The 18,303-nt window shown below is 38.8% G+C and carries 16 protein-coding genes; 5 read left to right on the top strand and 11 right to left on the bottom strand.

Annotated features, from left to right (window positions below; translation table 11 throughout):
- Positions 1 to 62: 62 nt before the first annotated feature.
- Positions 63 to 1,481 carry an HlyD family efflux transporter periplasmic adaptor subunit gene (locus FJR08_RS04810; RefSeq protein ID WP_015083707.1) on the bottom strand — a complete coding sequence of 473 codons (1,419 nt, stop codon included), beginning with the start codon at positions 1,479 to 1,481 and terminating at the stop codon, positions 63 to 65.
- 561 nt (positions 1,482 to 2,042) lie between these two features.
- Entirely contained in the window at positions 2,043 to 2,783 is a 741-nt protein-coding gene (locus tag FJR08_RS04805; protein WP_015083708.1) for a phycocyanobilin:ferredoxin oxidoreductase, read from the bottom strand.
- Between the two features lie 265 nt (positions 2,784 to 3,048).
- Here FJR08_RS04805 and FJR08_RS04800 point away from each other — a divergent pair, with 265 nt between their 5' ends.
- Positions 3,049 to 3,882: a DUF4351 domain-containing protein gene (locus tag FJR08_RS04800; RefSeq protein ID WP_168632354.1), complete on the top strand. Its 834-nt coding sequence runs from the start codon at positions 3,049 to 3,051 to the stop codon at positions 3,880 to 3,882.
- A gap of 20 nt (positions 3,883 to 3,902) precedes the next feature.
- Here FJR08_RS04800 and FJR08_RS04795 read toward each other — a convergent pair whose 3' ends face one another.
- Both FJR08_RS04795 and psbP read right to left on the bottom strand, forming a co-directional pair.
- A complete protein-coding gene (locus FJR08_RS04795) occupies positions 3,903 to 4,496 on the bottom strand; it encodes a nucleoside triphosphate pyrophosphatase (RefSeq protein WP_015083709.1) in 594 nt (197 codons plus the stop codon).
- A 70-nt stretch (positions 4,497 to 4,566) separates the two neighbouring features.
- A complete protein-coding gene (psbP, locus tag FJR08_RS04790) occupies positions 4,567 to 5,112 on the bottom strand; it encodes a photosystem II reaction center PsbP (RefSeq protein WP_168632353.1) in 546 nt (181 codons plus the stop codon).
- Between the two features lie 211 nt (positions 5,113 to 5,323).
- Between psbP and mnmA the strand changes: the two genes are divergently transcribed.
- Positions 5,324 to 6,376 (top strand): tRNA 2-thiouridine(34) synthase MnmA, encoded by a 1,053-nt coding sequence (mnmA, locus tag FJR08_RS04785; protein ID WP_015083711.1) that lies wholly within the window; start codon positions 5,324 to 5,326, stop codon positions 6,374 to 6,376.
- Positions 6,377 to 6,675: 299 nt separating this feature from the next.
- On the opposite strand, the gene FJR08_RS04780 is transcribed toward mnmA, so the two are convergent.
- The 4 genes from FJR08_RS04780 to FJR08_RS04765 all read right to left on the bottom strand — a co-directional run bounded on the left by FJR08_RS04780 (position 6,676) and on the right by FJR08_RS04765 (position 11,188).
- On the bottom strand, positions 6,676 to 7,395 hold the full coding sequence (locus FJR08_RS04780; RefSeq protein WP_015083712.1) for a class I SAM-dependent methyltransferase: 720 nt from the start codon (positions 7,393 to 7,395) through the stop codon (positions 6,676 to 6,678).
- A 471-nt stretch (positions 7,396 to 7,866) separates the two neighbouring features.
- Complete coding sequence (gene arsS / locus FJR08_RS04775) at positions 7,867 to 8,841, bottom strand: arsenosugar biosynthesis radical SAM (seleno)protein ArsS (RefSeq protein ID WP_168632352.1); 975 nt, start codon at positions 8,839 to 8,841, stop codon at positions 7,867 to 7,869.
- A gap of 423 nt (positions 8,842 to 9,264) precedes the next feature.
- Positions 9,265 to 10,689, bottom strand: coding sequence for an SUMF1/EgtB/PvdO family nonheme iron enzyme (locus tag FJR08_RS24180; protein ID WP_168632351.1), 1,425 nt, complete (start codon positions 10,687 to 10,689; stop codon positions 9,265 to 9,267).
- 1 nt (position 10,690) lies between these two features.
- A complete protein-coding gene (locus FJR08_RS04765) occupies positions 10,691 to 11,188 on the bottom strand; it encodes a hypothetical protein (protein WP_168632350.1) in 498 nt (165 codons plus the stop codon).
- A gap of 570 nt (positions 11,189 to 11,758) precedes the next feature.
- Between FJR08_RS04765 and FJR08_RS04760 the strand changes: the two genes are divergently transcribed.
- Complete coding sequence (locus FJR08_RS04760; protein WP_168632349.1) at positions 11,759 to 12,553, top strand: Rpn family recombination-promoting nuclease/putative transposase; 795 nt, start codon at positions 11,759 to 11,761, stop codon at positions 12,551 to 12,553.
- A gap of 71 nt (positions 12,554 to 12,624) precedes the next feature.
- Here FJR08_RS04760 and arsM read toward each other — a convergent pair whose 3' ends face one another.
- Positions 12,625 to 13,593 (bottom strand): arsenosugar biosynthesis arsenite methyltransferase ArsM, encoded by a 969-nt coding sequence (gene arsM, locus FJR08_RS04755; protein WP_168632348.1) that lies wholly within the window; start codon positions 13,591 to 13,593, stop codon positions 12,625 to 12,627.
- Between the two features lie 279 nt (positions 13,594 to 13,872).
- Here arsM and FJR08_RS04750 point away from each other — a divergent pair, with 279 nt between their 5' ends.
- The gene (locus FJR08_RS04750) at positions 13,873 to 14,490 is read left to right on the top strand and encodes a TMEM165/GDT1 family protein (RefSeq protein WP_168632347.1); all 618 of its coding nucleotides are present in this window, start codon (positions 13,873 to 13,875) and stop codon (positions 14,488 to 14,490) included.
- Between the two features lie 245 nt (positions 14,491 to 14,735).
- Here FJR08_RS04750 and FJR08_RS04745 read toward each other — a convergent pair whose 3' ends face one another.
- On the bottom strand, positions 14,736 to 15,647 hold the full coding sequence (locus FJR08_RS04745; RefSeq protein ID WP_168632346.1) for a lipopolysaccharide assembly protein LapB: 912 nt from the start codon (positions 15,645 to 15,647) through the stop codon (positions 14,736 to 14,738).
- Between the two features lie 391 nt (positions 15,648 to 16,038).
- Between FJR08_RS04745 and FJR08_RS04740 the strand changes: the two genes are divergently transcribed.
- Entirely contained in the window at positions 16,039 to 17,028 is a 990-nt protein-coding gene (locus FJR08_RS04740; RefSeq protein WP_168632345.1) for a hypothetical protein, read from the top strand.
- 97 nt (positions 17,029 to 17,125) lie between these two features.
- On the opposite strand, the gene FJR08_RS04735 is transcribed toward FJR08_RS04740, so the two are convergent.
- Complete coding sequence (locus FJR08_RS04735) at positions 17,126 to 18,295, bottom strand: homocysteine biosynthesis protein (RefSeq protein ID WP_168632344.1); 1,170 nt, start codon at positions 18,293 to 18,295, stop codon at positions 17,126 to 17,128.
- Positions 18,296 to 18,303: the final 8 nt, after the last annotated feature.

Here is an 18,303-nt window from a genome sequence, read left to right as displayed (position 1 = left end):
TTTTTTTGATCTCGATACTAATTAAGTAGTTGAACATGAATATTTGGCGTAGAAATAGGAAGTTAATTCTCATTAATTTCTACGGTGACTTTAGCATTTGTTAAACCGGAAACTTGCTTGGTAAATTCTGGAGATAGGGCAATTTTCACTTCGACAACTCTGGCATCAATATCTGCCGCTGGATCATTATTGAGGACATCTTTCTTGCCAATTTTTCTACCAATTGATGTAATTCTGCCTTTTAATTGACCATTAAATGCACCGTTGTCACTAGAGATAGTAGCACTTTGACCCAAACGGACTTTATTAATACTATCTTCAGGAACTTCTGCAACTACAAACATCTGATCTGTTTGTCCGATTTCCGCAATTCCATTTGCTCCCATGATTTCCCCTGATTTAGTGTGAATTTTTAATATTTCACCAGAACTAGGAGCTTTAACATAGCTTTGCTGAAGTTCTACTTGAGCTTTTCTCATTAAAGCAATGGCATTAGTAACTTGTGCTTGAGCAACTTGGACATTTAGCGGACTAACTACTAATATTCTGCTCAATCTTTCTCTTTCTTCGTCTATTTGTCTTTGTAAAGTGGAGACAGTTTTGTTACGGTTGGCTGTGGCTTCAATTAACTGCTGTTGTAAGGTCGCTAGGGTTTTAATTTGATTAGCTCTAGCTTCGGAAACTTGCTGTTGAATAGTATCTATTGCCCGTTTTAAACTAGCTTCACTTTCAATTAACTGTTGATTTGTAGTTAACGCACTTAAGCGACGGCGATCGCGTTCTTGCTGAGAAATAGCACCTTGTTTGTATAAAAAATCATAGCGCCCATAATCTACTTGAGCATTTCGTTGTTCGGCTCTAATCCGCTCCATATTGGCTTTTAAAGAATTTCTTTGTCCCAGTAGTTCCGCTTCCAAACGGTTAACTGTGGCTTGTTGGGCAACTTTATCACCACTTAACTGGGCAGCAATTCGGCTAATTGTTGCCTGTTGAGCCTCTTTTTCTCCAGCTAGTTGGGCTTGCAACCGAGAAATAATGAATCTTTGAGCTTGAGCATCTCTTGGTGGACCAGCACTAACTTGGGCTAAATTCGCACGGGATTCTTGCAATTTAGCTTTGGCTTCTTCTACTACTGCCATACTGGTATCGCGGCTGTCTAAAATGGCCACAATCTGTCCTTGCTGTACTCGTTGCCCTTCTCTGACTAAAAGTTGTTGTACTCGTGAACTACCTGATAAACCCGCTGGAGCAGAAAGTTTAACTACTTCTCCTCTTGGTTCTAAGCGTCCTATGGCAGTAATACTATTGGGAACTGGAGCAACAGATACAGTAGAAGTCAGTTTTTTTAATTGTTCCATTCTCGCTGTAGCTAAGAAACCGGCAGCTATAGCTACTGGTAAAGCTACGGCAATACTCAACCAAATTTTTGGCTGCTCAAGTGCCTTTTCTGGGGATTTTGATTTTTCATTCACCCTTGACATGATATTTAACCTATTTATCTGAATTGTGGTGATGAAACTAAAAAAGTAAATTAGCTGTAATTAAAATCCACAGCAAACTTTATCCAAGATTTACACCTCTTTAGGTTTTTGTTTTGGCAATTTTATAACTATTGTTGGGTATGATTAACTTTGGATAAACTACACTCTGTGATTATTCAGGTGTATTATCTTTACATGAAAATTTCTATCTCAAAGCAACCTGGGATACAATTGGTAGATTTTATAAATCATTAGTAGTTGAGATTCCACACTTCATTTTTAAGAAGATGTGCGAAACTTCAAAACTTGCAGTTTACAAGAGAAAATAAAACTTTTGAGCAAATAGGTAAGAATTTTAACAATTAATAATTACTAATTATCAGCCAAAACCAGATAACTAGGAATTTTAGTGATTAACGTTAGTTTTCCCTCCCAAAAGTATCAGTGGTGATGACTTCATATAAATTCTACATTTATCAGTTGAGGGAAAACGTAACGCATTTTACAGATAAGGTAATAGCAATTTTTAATTGCTGACACTTTTGGTAATATTTTCTCAGATTATTCTGGTAACTCTGGCAAGTCAAATAAAACTTTAGTCATATAATTTTCTGCCCAATCTACACCAAAAGCCTTTTCTAAAACTCTACGGGTTTTATCATTTTGTTGCTGTTTGGTACAATAATTATGTTGTCCAGCAATAATTTGAGCTACTTTTTCCGGTGCAACTGGACTAGATGCGATGGCTTGTGTACAATGGATATCTAAAAATGATTCTACGTGAGAAATAAACATTGTTTCTTCTTGGGGGGAACTAGGACGAATAAATAGACAAAAATCGGAAAAAATATTTCCCCATTCTGGTAAATCACGAGGTTGAGAAAAGTTGGCTGTGGTTAATTTACTAAGTTGCGAATTATAACCATCTGGTAAAATCCGCTCTAAGTTTACCGGCGAAAGATCGGCAATTGCTGCACTAATTTGACCTCTACCTCCGACTAAATCACAACCAAACATGGGAATATCATATTCTGGACGGGGAAACATCACACAGTGCAGAATATCTAACATATTCCCTACTCTTGCTAGTTCCAAGTGTATTTTGCGAAACTGGGGACTTTGATAACAGCGATTTTCGATAATTAGTTTTTCCCCTTCTAATTTACCTTCTACATATCCCAATTCCGCTGGTAAATGGTATGGTGATAAGTCTAGGTGTTTATGCCAAACTGCTTCAATACAATCAGCTAGTTGACGAATCAGAGGATGTTGTTGTTCACGAAGAGAAGGAGTAGAAGACATATTATGTAAGAGGGACAATTTATTTGTTAGTTTACAATTATTTGTACCATTTTTTTATGCCTGGAAATATAAACAAAGAGTTATAGTATGGGCTGATCATGAAAATAAATTTATGTAACAAAAAGTGCAATTGTATTCTGTAATATGATTAATTATCTGGGATACTGAATTGTAAGATATTAATATATGACTACTGACTCAAATAATAATTTCAAAAACCAAATTATGATAATTCTTTACAAATAAATAACGACCATAAAAAAATATGAGCTATGACAGTACGCTGAAATACTTAATTGAAGAATATCCCCAAGCCATTGTTCAATGGTTGTTGAATACAGAAATTACAGAAAATCCAGAATTACTAAAAACAGAATTAAACTTAGAACCAATTCGTGTTGATGGACTTTTTTTATTAAAAACCAACAAAAATATTATTCATTTAGAATTTCAAACAGTTCATCAATCAAAACCCCCGCTACCATTACGAATGCTAGATTATTGGGTGAGATTATATCGCCAATATGATACTAACATTGAACAAATTATTATCTTTTTAAAACCCACCACATCAGAGGAGGTTTTTATCAATGAATTTAAAACAGCTAATACTTTTCATCGCTATCGAGTCATCAGAATTTGGGAATGTGATCCTCAACCATTATTAGCAATGACCGAACTGTTACCCTTAGCTGTATTAGCCAAAGTTGATAATCCCAGAGCAATATTAGAACAAGTTGCAGCTAAAGTAAATATAATAGAAGATAGAAGACAGCAAATCAACGTCTCAGCCTGTGTGCAACTTCTAGCTGGAATTAGATTTGATGCGGATTTGATTAACGCTTATTTTCGGGAGGATATTATGCAAGAATCTGTCGTTTATCAAAAAATCGTTCGAGAAGGTTTAGAACAGGGAAGACGTTCTGAAATTAGATTAATTGTTCGTCAACTTCAACGTCATTTAGGAAAAATAGGGACTGAAACTCAAAATAAAATTCAAGACTTATCTTTTCTGCAATTAGAGGATTTAGGAGAAGCTTTATTAGATTTTAAAACTGAAACTGATCTAATTAACTGGTTAACTGAACATTGTGATTGAAAAAATCATAATTTTACAAATTATCCCCAAAAATCTATAACTTCATATCCCAATTCCCCGATCATCTGCCGCAATAAGGGTAAACTCAAACCAATGACATTACTGTGGCAACCCTCGATTTTCTCCACAAATAAACTCCCAAAACCTTCTAAAGCAAAAGCCCCAGCGCATTGAAGAGGTTCACCTGTAGCTACATAGGCAAGAATAGCGCGATCGCTCATTTTTGCAAAATACACCCTAGTAACTTGACATTTAACCACAGTTTGATTTTTAGTGGTATCAATCAAAACATGACCAGTGTACAAGTCACCAAAATTACCTTGCATCAATTGCCACCGAGCGATCGCTTCCTCAGCATTTTCTGGTTTACCATAAATCCCCCCACCCATAGCCAAAACCGAATCACAACCCATCACCAAAGCTGATGGAAATTGGGAAACCACAGTTTCCGCCTTACACTGAGCCAGCGTTTTCACCAATTCCCCAGGTTCAGTCAGTTGTATTTGTGACTCATCAAAATCACTCGCACAAACCATTGGTTCAATTCCCACAGTTTGCAATAACCGACGACGGGCAACAGAAGCAGAAGCAAGGACAAATTGCGGAATTTTCATAAATTGCTGTATAAGTAATTTTTTGGGTAATTGATCATAGTTAATTCTCAATTACCACCATTTCTAATTATTAATAAACAGTGAAAGAACTCACAACTTCATCAATTATTCGTTGCAGTTTCTTCCAACGTTTCTCAGGAACAGAAGCATTAAACGTAAACAGCTTACCACGACTGATAGCCACACTAGAAATATTATGTCTTTCCTGTCCATTAGGAAATTTAACTCCATATTCTAGAAAGTAGTAAATTTTCCCATTTACTTCCCTTTCAGCCGCATTGATTAACTCAGCAGTCCGATCAGAACCGACGGGAGCAAGAGCCGCCTTTCCTAACTTATAACCGACTTCTGTTGGTGTTCCCAATTCCGCTAAAGTTTTACCAGAGGGAACAGGACTAATTACCACAGACACATTTTCTGATACTTCAATTAAATCATGAAACACCACATCAGGACCATCACCAACTTTAACTTGTAACCAACCATTAGGATAATCAAATTGATAACCGTCAGCACTATCTACAAACCGATTTAGTCCAGCCGCATTAGCCACACCAACACTACTCAAGCTGAAGCTCAACACCAATAATAAGATCAACGTAATTCTTTGCCACATTTTTTCCAATTCCTTTGGTCAGTCAAGAATACAAGGTAAAGATAATTGCAAGTTCTTATTTTCTCACTAATCTGGACAATCTGGAGACTTTACTTTTGTTATCCCCTTCAGGCTTGATAAGTATGTGTGCTATAATTGGACAGTCTCGCACCTTGTGGTCAAATAAAAATCTCTTTGTGGCAACAATTAAGCCCCAAAGACTTTGAAAAATATGAAAAAAGTTGTCGTTGGTCTTTCCGGTGGCGTTGATAGTTCCGTAGCCGCCGCTATGCTGCATAATCAGGGCTATGATGTAATTGGTTTAACTCTTTGGCTGATGAAAGGCAAAGGGCAATGTTGCTCTGAAGGAATGATCGACGCGGCTGATATTTGTGAACAATTGGGTATACCCCATGAAGTTGTTGATATTCGGGATGTCTTTCAAACAGAAATTATTGATTTTTTAGTGACAGGTTATAGTGTGGGAATTACACCTTTGCCTTGTTCCCAATGTAACAAAACGGTGAAATTCGGTCCAATGGTGGAATATGCTCGGGAAAAATTGGCATCAACGAAAATCGCCACAGGTCATTATGCCCAAATCCGCTACGATGACACTACTAACCGTTACCAATTGTTACGAGCCGTAGACCGCAACAAAGATCAATCTTATTTCCTCTATGACTTATCCCAAGACTTATTAGGGGCAACAATTTTTCCTCTGGGTGAACTGAATAAAACTGATACTCGGAGAATTGCTACTGAATACAACTTAAAAACCGCCGATAAACCAGAAAGTCAAGATTTATGCTTGGTAGAAAGCAATGGTTCTATGCGGGCATTTTTAGATAAATATTTAGCCCCCAAACCCGGTGATATTGTTGATGAAACTGGTAAAGTTCTGGGACAACATGATGGTGTTCATCATTACACTATTGGTCAGCGAAAAGGCTTAGGTATCGCCGCCGCCGCACCCTTGTATGTGATCGAATTAGATGCAGCTAATAACAGGGTAATTGTAGGCGATCGCACCAAAGGATCTCAGTCAGAATGTACAATAAATCGAGTAAATTGGGTTTCCATAGCTGAACCCGTTGCCCCCATTCGCGCCGAAGTTCAAATCCGTTATCGTTCCCAACCCGTACCCGTCACAGTCATTCCCCTACCAGATTCCCGCGTCCGGTTAGTATTTGATGAACCACAATTCAGCATCACCCCTGGACAAGCAGCGGTTTGGTACGACGAAGATACGGTATTAGGTGGCGGAATCATCGAACAATCGTAGGGGCGCAGGGCCTGCGCCCTGTCTTTCTGGGGAGAGAACCACCTCTGGCTTAAATACCGCAAGGGGTCTAAATTAAGGGACTTCCAAGAAATAAATTATCCTGATTAACGAACCACAGAGGCGCAGAGGACACAGAGGAATAAGGGTTTGAGAGATTTTTGCGTTAGGTGGTTGAGTATTTTTTTATTTGGAAGTCCCTAAGTGGACTCGTTGAACCAAGAATCTCAGTGGCTAAAGCCAGTAAGAGTGTCAAAGTCATGATAGTTTCGATCCGTATCTTTACCCCTGAGAGTGTAAAATCACTTGTATAGGCATAAAAATTGTGCAGATTCAGGAGTATCTTTGTATAAGCATTCAAAACGAACAAAATTGTGCTTTTGTGCAATTTGGTACAAAGTAGTTTGAGTTTCGGGCAAATCATAAGTAGATATATGATTTTCAATCATGGACATATCTTGAGACGAGAGTGCAGTCCAGTTTTGACGCATATTTTCTAAGTAGCGATTAACAAATTTTTCTCGGTCTTCCCCTTGTTTACAAACTATGTCAATCAAAACAAATACACCCTTGGGTTTCAAAAGATGGAATACTTGCTCAATAACTTTATCTTTTTGTGCCAAACTTAGATGATGTAAAACAAAGGAAGTCGTAACTATATCAAAGCTTTGCTTTCGGTTTTCAGCTAGTTCCTCAACAACTTTCGATATGTCGTCTTCAATAAAAGTTTGTTCACAGTTAATTTGTGCCATGTTGCCTTGGGCAATTTCCAAAGCAGCCGCAGATAAGTCAATTCCGGTATAGGAGGCAACGGTAGTATTTAATAAAGCTTGAACTGATGAACTAGCATCACCGCATCCAAGTTCAAGTAAGGAAAATGGTGTTGGCAAGTAATCAGTTAATAATTTATGCAAAACACCATAAATTTCTCGGTGTTCCATGTAATTATTGGCTAAGACTTTTTGATATGTTTCCCAATTCTTCTTAAAGTAATTATCTGATTGAGTTTTCAGAGTATTCATGGAAGCATTCTCATAACTGACAATATATTGAAAATAATAGCAGTATAAGAGGATGTTTGAAAAGTATCAGAATTAATCGAGATCCCCCCAACCCCCCTTACAAAAGGGGGCTAAATTCCTCAAAGTCCCCCTTTTCAAGGGGGATTTAGGGGGATCTGCGGGTGTCAGATGCCACACGAAAAAGTTTTCAAACAACCTCTTAGTTTCATTGGGTTGTTAATTAGCTGTTCCCCAGCACAAACAAAACCACCCGTTAAAAATTTTATCAATGCGTAAGTCATAATTATTTTTTTGTCCATAAAAAAATAAAAACCGTGAAAAAATAAATTCACGGCTTTAATAAAAAATGTGGTGTGAGGAGACTTAACTCACTTCATCTTACTGCATCTAAAAATTAGAAGTTCAACTACCGCAAATTTCTTTACAAAGTAATTCTTTGATGACATATATATTTTCTTAATCTTTGTCACTTTATACTATCGCACCACCACAACTAGAACCACACCCCGCAGTACAACCATAGCAATATTCAGCAGTTTGGACTTCTTGAATTATATCTAAACTACCAATTTCTAATAATTTGCTCACTGTCAATTTTTCACCATTGCTAGTTTTTGCAGGTAAATTCATCATTTGGTTAAAGTCACAATCATAAATATTCCCTAAATAATCAATAGAAAGTTGTTCACGACACATTAAACCATCAATTGTTTTGGGGTTAAAGTGAGACTCTAAAAAATGCAAATAGCTAAAATAAAGTTGCTTTCTTTCTAAATGAAATTTTGTTCTTCCTACCGGGATATTAGTAATTGTGAAAAGATGATTAAATCGAATATCAAACTTTTCCAACAGAAAGGTTTTATAAGCCTTTTCTAAATTTTCTTGTTCGGGAGTTAAAGAAAAATTTTCACTATTTGGTAATGGAGGATTGTACACCAAATCTAAAACTAAATTTGGGTTTTGACCATAACCAATTTTATTCAACCATTGCAAAGCCTTAATTGATTGTTCAAAAACACCATTTCCCCGCATCTTATCAACATTGTCTGCTAAATAACAGGGAAGAGAAGCCACAATCCTAACTTGATTTTGAGCAAAGAAATCTGGTAAATCCTCAAATCCCTCGACAAAATAAATTGTCAGATTTGATCTCACAATTACCTGTTTTCCTGCCTTTCTAGCAGCTTCTACCAATGGCTTAAAACCATAATTCATTTCTGGAGCGCCACCAGTTAAATCCACCGTTTTAATTTGCGGAAACTTACTAATTAAAGTAATTAACTGTTGACAAATTTCCGGTGTCAGTTCCTCTGTTCTTTTGGGACTAGCTTCTACATGGCAATGGTTACAAGCTAAATTACAACGCTTTCCTAAATTAATTTGTAAAACGTTAATTTGCTTTTTTGTTAAAGGTGAATTTAGCTGTTGAAAAAAAGGTGTAATCATAGAAGCATCTCTAGCACGAATTTCTATAAGAGGATGTTTTAAAAGTCATTCAACCTAAGAGGATGTTTGAAAAGTTTTGAATGTATAGACTGACCCCTCTCCAAACCTCTCCCCCTGCAAGGGGAGAGGCTTTAAAACCCCCATTCCCTTGCAGGGAAGGGGGATAGGGGGGTTAGGTTTTTGGAGATTACGGGTTTGATATAATACTTTTCAAACACCCTCTAAGAGACAGGGGGAAGTGGCAGACTATTGATAATTGGAACATACCACTTGACTAAATCGAAAGTTTCCTATATCATAGAGAGACAACCCATCAATCATTCCCGAAATCTAAGTAAAATATTTTTGATCGCTCCACTCCGTTACGCTAGGGAAGTGAAAAGAATAAGAGCGCAAAGCGCGAAAGAGCAAAAGTGCAGAGTGCTAACAAGTCCTCGCCGCACCACTACACACAACCCGAAAACCAATATTGACGTAGTCGTTGTCGAGGTTGCTGCCGTAGCGATAAGCAGAACGGCAATAAGCAGGACTGTCGTACCACGAACCACCGCGCAGCAGCTTATGTTGACTGCTTAGACTTGTCCAAGCACTGCCATCGGTAGGCGCGTTTATATAGTGATCATGCCACCCATCCTTACACCATTCCCACACATTCCCACACATATCATATAAACCAAAAGGGTTGGCGGGAAAAATTCCTACCTCTGTGGTTTTTTCTCGATACTGTCCTTTTTGTCCCTGCCCGTAAGTGCAGTAACCAGCATAATTAGCTAAATCCGTAGAAATTGTTTCCCCACAATAAAACGGGGTAGTAGTTCCTCCACGACAAGCATATTCCCATTCAGCTTCGCTAGGTAAACGATAGGTTTTATTTCCCATTCGGGAAAGTCTGGCACAAAATTCTTGAGCATCATTCCATGATACACACTCAACAGGCAGATTATCACCTTTAAAACGAGATGGATCGGATTGTAAATTAATCTTAACCTTTTCTAATGCGGCTACAGCCTTCCATTGTTTTTGAGTAACTGGATATTTACCCATGAAAAATGGGGGAACAGTAACTTGATGTTGTGGACTTTGATAAGAACTATAACCTTCCTCATTTTCTGGAGAACCCATGATAAAAGTCCCTCCAGGAATAGCCACCATTTCTAGATTTACACCATTTCCCAAATCTTGGGCAAAATACTCTGCTGTTTTGAAAATGGGTGTAATTTCTGAACTTTTTCCCAAACTCAAAACGCCAGGTTTTAACTTAGCTGTTTCAAATTTAAAACTGGTAACGGGAATATCTAAAAACTTTTCCGGTTCTGGTTCAGTATTATTTGGTGAGGGAGGTGAATATACTACTTGTTTATTAGCTAATATTCGCTTTTCAATAGAAGCTATATCTTCATCTTTAAAATTCCGTCCTCTGATACCACGGATTAAATCCTGTAATGCTTCTTCATCTTCTTCAACATTTGAATTAGTAAATCTAATCCAAGCCCACTGTTTTAAATGATATAATTCATCTGGAATATCGCTAATATCAGGAAGTAAAATAGGAATCACACGAAAACCTTTTTCTTTTTTTTCCAGAAAAAATTGTATTATTGCACCAAGTTCTAAATTCCTCTGAAAAGCTCCCAATCTATTTTGGCTAATAAAAAAAGCACCTACTTTAGACTGCGAAATTCCTTGAAAAACAACTTCTTGAATATTGTCTCCAGGAAAAATTTGCTCCTTATCTAACCAAGGATTTAAACCACCTTGTCGTAGTTTGTTGGCAATTTTTATAACTTCTGGTTTATCTTTACTATTGTGAGCAAGGAAAACATCAAATTGTAGTCGGTTATCAGACATTTTACTCCTCCACACCGGCAATAATCGCCAAAGCCTTCGCATAATCTTCTAAATCACCTCGCAAAGCAGCCAACTCGCTTCGCAACTTTCCTTCCTCAGACCAACTCACCTCGTGTTCCTTCACACTTACCCCCATAGGCCGTCTTGCTTCCCAAGCTTGTAAAATAGGATGCCATTTAGCTAAAAATGGTCGTAACCCATTATTCAACACCGCAATAGCAATACCCCCAACTGAGTTCTTAGAAGCACCCACATCAGGTCCAGCCGCTTTGAGAACTTCGCGGGTAGTTCCGAATAAACTATACAAAGAATTCAACGCTTCCCGCACTAACCCCTGGTCAACTTCTAAAGACTGCACAGCAACCCGTGTTACCAGTTCCACATACAACGACCAAGCGGCTTTCCGTTCTGTTGTGTCCGCTTCCCATTCCGCAGCACCAATACCAAAGGGAAGACTAATGGATACCTTTTTTAATTTTGCGGGATCTTGTTTAGGCATAAAAGCCATTTTAATAAAATTAATTATTTATTCCATCTAAATTAAACCATACTGAACTTAGAAATAAAAGCAAGAGAATTTATAATTTGGGGAAATCTTGCTGTTTGAGCGAGTTACACGCATTTATTTAGACATCTGGTTCCCATGCTCTGCGTGGGAATGTAGTTAAGAGGCTCTGCCTCTATTATACCTAGAGGTAGAACCTCCAAGATGACATTCCCAGTCAGAGACTGGGAACGAGAGTTTTCTGGCTTTGCGTCTACAGAAGCATCTGCAACAGGTAAATTAAAAGCATCTCCCGGACGAATTTCGACAAAGCCATCTCGTTCCCATGCTCTGCGTGGGAATGTAGTTAAGAGGCTCTGCCTCTATTATACCTGGAGGTAGAACCTCTAAGATGGCATTCCCAGTCAGAGACTGGGAACGAGGAAATTGCGTCGTTTGGGAATAACTTATTGAGTAGGGTGCGTCAGATAGAAGAAATCTGTTTTTTGTCAAAATATCCTCTCTGACGCACCCTACAAGAGATAAAATTCACTAGAGTTTAGATATAAGAATTACTCAATTACCGTGAAAACCGATACAATTTTCTATAGCTTATTTCAAGCATTTCCTAGCATCTTTTTTGAACTAATTAATAATTCTCCCACAGAAGCAGATGTTTATGAATTTACCTCTCGTGAAGTTAAACAACTGGCTTTTCGTTTAGACGGTTTATTTTTACCAACCACCAAAGATCCTAAAAAACCATTTTACATTGTCGAGGTTCAATTTCAACCCGATGATGATTTATATTATCGTCTCTTTGCAGAACTTTTTCTCTACCTACGACAATACAAAACTCCTCATCCTTGGCAAGCTGTAATCATCTATCCTAGTCGTAATATAGAAAGAGAACAGAATTTACAATTTGGCGAAATCTTGCTGCTTGAAAGAGTTACACGCATTTATTTAGATGAGTTGGGAGAGAGTTCTTTAGGGGTGGGAGTTGTTAAACTAGTAATAGAAACAGAGAAGGCTGCACCAGCATTAGCAAGACGCTTAATTGCACAAGCAAACCAACAACTAACTGATATCAAAATTAAACGGGATTTAATTAATCTGATTGAGACAATTATCGTCTACAAATTACCCAAAAAAAGCAGAGAGGAGATTGAAGCTATGTTAGGTTTAAGTGAGTTGAAACAAACCAGAGTTTATCAAGAAGCTTTAGAAGAAGGTAAAGCTGAAGGTGAAGCAGAAGCAACCAGAAAGTTTGCTTTAAAATTGTTACGAACTGGCATGAGTTTAGAACAAATTGCCGAAATTACGGAATTATCTCTTCAGCAAATTCAGGCTTTACAAAAAGAAATTCAAGAATCATAGTTTTAATTAGAACTTGCTGATAGCGTGGCGGATGATTATTGCATCGTCACGCAAGCTATAACTATCTAAAATTAACAACATCCCCCACCATCGTAATACCATGTAGAATCAGTAATTATAATTTCTTCAGGATTTACAACTGCTAAATTTGCCGCTGTTTTATCACAAACCGCCGCAGGAATTCCTCTTTGTAAAATATGCCCATTCTTATCATCAAAAAATATTTCCTTACCTGCATAAATCGCTGTTTTACCAGTAAAAATACAAGCTCCGTCCGCGGGAATATCTACTTTAAAAGCCACAGAATCGAGACTTTCTAAAAGTAGATTTTCCGAAAGTTGATAAGTTTGTTTATCTAATAAGCGATAAGGACGACGAGCGCGAATTTCAATTTGTCCAAAACCAGCATTAATAATTAAGTTAGTATACTCTTGATATGTAAGTGCGCCAGATAAACATAAAGCGCGTAAATGTTCATTTTGTTGTAAATGAGCAGGAATTGGACTTGTTGCAATCGGGTCACTCATCTGCAAGCGTCCACCTGATTTTAATACCCGATATGCTTCTTTTAAAGCACGAGTTAAATCTGCTGGTTCAAAAATATTAAACAGGCAATTTTGCGCTACTACATCTACAGAAGCATCCGCAACAGGTAAATTAAAAGCATCTCCCGGACGAATTTCGACAAAGCTAGGATCAAACCAAGGGTTTTCCTTTGCAGCAAGTTGTAAATTACGGGTTGCAGCTTCTCTCATAGCTTCCACAGGTTCGACAGCAATAATCGCACCAGGACGACGAGAAAAATAAGCAAATTGCAAAGCTTCTAAGCCACCACCGACACCAACATATAAAACTGTGGGTTCATTACTGAGTTCATTGTGATGAACTGTAGTTCCACAACCATAGTTCATTTCCTGCATAGCTATAGGAATTTTCAGTCCTGGTAATTGTAAAGGTGTACTTTGGACACAGCATAGCCCCACTTCCGGTGTTTGAGCAACTTGGCTGTAAAATTGGGCTGCGGTTTCTAAATAGGTCATAATCTCAAATTAGGGTTTATGGCTTGACTTTTATTGTCAAAAAGAGTATTATACATGACTAATAGAAGGGGAGTAGCTGCTGGCAGTAAATCAAAGTTTTCTGTTCAGTATATCTAAGTCAACATACTGGTGATGAGCCTGGTTTAGATAGCGAATAAATAAAGTATTTGAAAGCGAGACCTTCACTGACTACACATTTAACTATGTGGAGTTCAGTGAGGTTTGATTGCTCTCATTGATACTCCACACAGGTAAAAAATCCTTTAGGAGTTTGAGAGAGTGTTAACAGCTTTTACCCAAGGTTTACTACTAATTACCTTTTCCGAACTAGGTGATAAAACATTTTTTATTGCTGTGATTTTGTCCATTCACCACCCCCGACGCTTGGTATTCGCTGGTGTGGTAGCTGCTTTGGCGGCTATGACTGTCTTATCAGTTGCGCTTGGGCAGGTAGCATCTTTATTGCCAAAAGACTATATTCATTACGCCAAAATAGTTTTCTTTATTGCCTTTGGTTTGAAGTTAATTTATGATGCCAATAAAATGGGTGTATCTGCTACCGAAGAAGTCGCAGAAGAAGCACAAGAAGCGGTGGAAAAAGCAGATTTAGATAATTCCCAGCAAAAAAGTGTTTGGTCAATTTTACTGAAATCCTTCGTACTAACATTTATAGCAGAATGGGGCGATCGCACACAAATAGCCACCATAGCCCTAGCTGCTGGAAATAACCCCATTGGTGTCACCGCTGGTGCAATATTAGGACACGCAATTTGTGCAGCGATCGCCGTCATCGGTGGTAGATTAATAGCAGGTAAGATATCCGAACGGCAAATTACCTTTGTAGGTGGCTTTCTATTTATCATCTTCGGCATAGTGGCAGCCATAGAAGGAAAATAAACTGAACATTACCAGAGTTCAGATCCCGGACTTCTTAGAGAAGTCCGGGATCTTGTTATTCATAACTAATCTAGGATTGCTATAGCAATGCGTAACTCCTATGCTATACCAATAATCAAAAGATGCTACCGATTAAGATTACATCTTATTCTATATACAAGCATATACGCTTCCATTTTTGACTTTGTTACAACTTCACCTCTATCACGCTCAATCAATTCCTTAGTTACTCGATCAATACATTTCTATTTTGTTTCTTCGGTTATTGCTTCAGGTGTTGATTGAGGTGTTTCTTCAACTATTGCTTCAGGTGGAGTAAGATTAGAAGCTGCGGCTTTATTTATTTCATCCTTATACTGAGCCGGTGCTAAAGCCGTCGCACTATCAAATAAAGGTTTTGCTTTATCAAGCTTACCTTGTTCCTTAAACAGCATTGCCTTTGCTAAAACGGGGCGAAAATCTTGAGCATCTTTCTTAATTGCTTGATCATAAGCAGAGATAGCTTTATTATCATTCTTTTGAAAAGCGTAGACACTACCTAAAAGCACCTGCACAGCAACAACATCCACACTTCCCGGCTGAATAGTATTCGCTTGAGTCGCAGCAGCCAAACTCTCTTGTAATAAGCCAATAGCTGCTTCTGGACGCTTTTCGCTTAATTGCAAATTCACCATTCCCTGCAAAGCTTTCAAATCGCCCGGTTTTGTAGTTAAAATAGAGCGATAAGTTTGAGCAGCCCCCTCCTTATCGCCAATTTGTTGTTTAGCTTGTGCCAGTAAAACCCCATACTCCGACTGTTGGGGATTGAGTTTAGCGAGTTTTTCCAAAGGTTCAATCACAGCTTGAATATCCGCTGGTTTAACTTCCCCTTGGCTTTTTTGACTCAACAAACCTAAACGCGCTTGCAAAAGTCCCTTGAGTGCAGTTTGATTTTCTGCATCTTTTTGTAAAACTAATTCATAACCCCGAACTTGATCTTCCAGTTTTGACTTTTGCTCCGATGAAGATATTTTAGGGTCAGCAGTGGGCTGATTTTGTGGAGATGATTGGGGTTTATTAACCGCTGTAATGATGGGCATAATAGAAACACCCAAAAAAGCAACAACAGCGAAAGCTAAAACTACTCGGACTATCCAGCGATTACGCGATTCAGACACAATATTATTCTGCTCCTAAATGGGAATGAGATAAATTGCAAAGTTAAAAATTTCCAAAACTTTGCGGAATACGGTCATTTGTCTGTGAATTTTATAACAAATAAATATCTATCCTGCTAAAGTAAGTGATGACTTTAGGAAGATCCGTCCGAATTATCGCTATGCTATGCTTCCGATAGCGTAGCTTGGCGTAAGCCATAACTGGATTAAGGACGCTAAATTACACATTTAGTGTATAAATGTGATATCTAGCGTTTTGATTTTCGTACAGAGCATCAAGGGAGTGACCAGATTAAAAAGAAATATACTTTGATCAGTCACACACTTGCTCTTTTCCTTTGTTTTTATTAAATCCCACAATGGGGTATGTCTTGTGCCGTAAGGAGTTTTTATGAATTCCGACCTGATGCCGTCTTCTGAATCCGCAAATTTAACAGCCTCTAACCAAGGCATAAAAGAGATTGAATCCCCTGTTAATGCTAATACATTAGCAGACCAATCCTCTAAACTGGAAAAATCCCTGACTGACTCTAATGGGCATTTGCCTAATCGAGAACAACCAATTCCACCTCCTAGCGAACCGACTCAATACCGAGCTATTGGGTTAATTCGCGGATGTTACCATGCTAGTGATGAACAGTTCACCCAAGGAACACTAATCACAAAAGATGGGGTTGAACTTAATGCCGTCCTCTTAGGTCGGATTATGAGTTTAGTCAAAAATCACTTAGACCTAGAAACAGAACATCTATGGGTAGTTTATCCCCGCACTAGACAAGAAAATGACGCATTGCACCTGCAAATTGTTGGTGTTTGGGAACCAGAAAATCTGGCCAAATATGAACTAGATGAAGCTGGTACAGATTCGACAGCAGTTTCTAATAACGGTAGTGTAGCGTTAAGCATTCATCCAAAACCCTCATCAGCAGTTCCTGATGGTGGCTTTTCTGTGCGTGGTGAGGTAGTTTACCAGTCTTTTGACGAAAAGAGTTTGGTTGTGAAAATCAAACAAGCTCCCCGTAAACCTACTGATAAAGCTAAATATTTTAAGTTGAAACTCAAGGGCGTATTAACTACCAAAGCTGTAGGTAAGTTCTGGGACTTCAATGTTAAACGGGAAAATGACGCATTAGTAGTAGTTAATGCCGAAGCGATCGCCGATTTACCCAAAAAACGCCGACCACCGTTCAAAGGAGCGCCTCGTGGTGGTGGTGGTGGTGGTGGTGGTGATAGAAGGCCATTCCCTCCCAGACGCAATGGCAATGGAGATGCCCCACGTCCCATTAAAAAGACAGCAGGTGATCCCACCGTCATCACCAAACCCATACCAAAAACCCCCACTCCTATGCCAGTTAAAAAGCCTAAACCTGCTGGGGAATAGGTAATTGGTGATTGGTAATTGGTGATTGGTGATTGGTAATTGATAAAAACTATTACCCAGTCCCCAGTCCCCAGTCCCCAGTCCCCAGTCCCCAATCTTAAAACTCCGTCCAACGGTCTTGGGGTAAAAAAGAACGCTCCATAGGAATTGAGGCTACTGGTTCAGTTAGGGTAAATATCCCTTCTTTAATCCACTGTTTCAACTCTTGGGCTACTTGTCGGGAAAGAAATAAACTGGCTAAAGAGGCTACTCGTACCGTCCTACCTTCAATAGTGATACGTCCAGATTTAAGTTGTGCGTAACTCACTAAACCGAAGGTAGGACGGACACGACGAGGAATCGAAAAATCTACAATTGGTGCTACTAAATCCTTGTCTTGCACAGCACAGCGTTCTACCACACCAGCATTTAAAACTGGCAATGGTACACCCACACCCATCATTAAAGATGGTCCATAGCTTTTAAAATAACAGCCTCGTATCCATCGCGCATCCATTTGTTTAGCATCACCAATTAACGCCAAAGTTGCCGAAGGTCCAATAGGTGTGCGATTTTCTAACCGCTTTTGCAAGGGAAAATGTTGTGTCCCTTCCCAAGCCACATAACCAACACCCCCAGCCAAAAAAATCTTTGTCCCAATTCCCACAAGTTGTAAATCGGGGTCATTCAGGAGGGGGGAAAGCGAACCGGGGTTAGAATAAACCGCATTTCCTAAGCGGGGTTGCAATGGTCCTAGATAGGTATGTAGTGGGCGATCGCCTCCATTCACACCAACAATAAAATTTTGATAAAGATTGCGCGGATTAAATAAATAAAACTGATTGATAGTGTCACGGGTAACGGTGGTTTCAAATGTGGCTCTAGGGTAGCAATCGGTAACTTGTCCCACAGCGCGAACTTGGATAGATTTACCGGCAATTAAATCCTCAATCACATGACCACCACCACGTTCCCGCACATCTTCCCCATCCAGAGAGTCAACTGGACAACTAGCACCTAAGTATAAATCCACAGCCCCAAAACCCGCATAAGCCGGGACTCCATCTAACCAGCAACGCCGAATTTTAATGGGTGGGTCAGTATGTCCTAAGTTAATAATTGCACCACTTGATTCCATTGGTTCAAATGTGCCAGTGGTAATTACATCTACTTCTTTGGCAGCTTTACTAACACCAATTTCCGCAACTCGGGCTTTTAACTCTTCAGCAGTCCAGACTACCGCCCGTTTTCGGGTGATTTTCTCATTAATTTCCGCAATTGTTCGCATTTTAAATT

Origin of the sequence: Dolichospermum sp. UHCC 0260, from assembly GCF_009711985.1 — a bacterium.
In the GTDB taxonomy this organism is placed as follows: Bacteria; Cyanobacteriota; Cyanobacteriia; order Cyanobacteriales; family Nostocaceae; genus Dolichospermum; species Dolichospermum lemmermannii.
This window is presented reverse-complemented; position numbering and strand designations above follow the sequence as displayed.

What these genes read in the sequence shown, in the direction of transcription:
- FJR08_RS04810 (WP_015083707.1), bottom strand. Translation starts at nt 1,481, where the DNA reads ATGTCAAGGGTGAATGAAAAATCAAAATCCCCAGAAAAGGCACTTGAG.
- FJR08_RS04800 (WP_168632354.1), top strand. Translation starts at nt 3,049, where the DNA reads ATGAGCTATGACAGTACGCTGAAATACTTAATTGAAGAATATCCCCAA.
- FJR08_RS04735 (WP_168632344.1), bottom strand. Translation starts at nt 18,295, where the DNA reads ATGCGAACAATTGCGGAAATTAATGAGAAAATCACCCGAAAACGGGCG.
- FJR08_RS04740 (WP_168632345.1), top strand. Translation starts at nt 16,039, where the DNA reads ATGAATTCCGACCTGATGCCGTCTTCTGAATCCGCAAATTTAACAGCC.
- arsS (WP_168632352.1), bottom strand. Translation starts at nt 8,841, where the DNA reads ATGATTACACCTTTTTTTCAACAGCTAAATTCACCTTTAACAAAAAAG.
- FJR08_RS04805 (WP_015083708.1), bottom strand. Translation starts at nt 2,783, where the DNA reads ATGTCTTCTACTCCTTCTCTTCGTGAACAACAACATCCTCTGATTCGT.
- mnmA (WP_015083711.1), top strand. Translation starts at nt 5,324, where the DNA reads ATGAAAAAAGTTGTCGTTGGTCTTTCCGGTGGCGTTGATAGTTCCGTA.
- FJR08_RS04780 (WP_015083712.1), bottom strand. Translation starts at nt 7,395, where the DNA reads ATGAATACTCTGAAAACTCAATCAGATAATTACTTTAAGAAGAATTGG.
- psbP (WP_168632353.1), bottom strand. Translation starts at nt 5,112, where the DNA reads ATGTGGCAAAGAATTACGTTGATCTTATTATTGGTGTTGAGCTTCAGC.
- arsM (WP_168632348.1), bottom strand. Translation starts at nt 13,593, where the DNA reads ATGACCTATTTAGAAACCGCAGCCCAATTTTACAGCCAAGTTGCTCAA.
- FJR08_RS04795 (WP_015083709.1), bottom strand. Translation starts at nt 4,496, where the DNA reads ATGAAAATTCCGCAATTTGTCCTTGCTTCTGCTTCTGTTGCCCGTCGT.
- FJR08_RS24180 (WP_168632351.1), bottom strand. Translation starts at nt 10,689, where the DNA reads ATGTCTGATAACCGACTACAATTTGATGTTTTCCTTGCTCACAATAGT.
- FJR08_RS04765 (WP_168632350.1), bottom strand. Translation starts at nt 11,188, where the DNA reads ATGCCTAAACAAGATCCCGCAAAATTAAAAAAGGTATCCATTAGTCTT.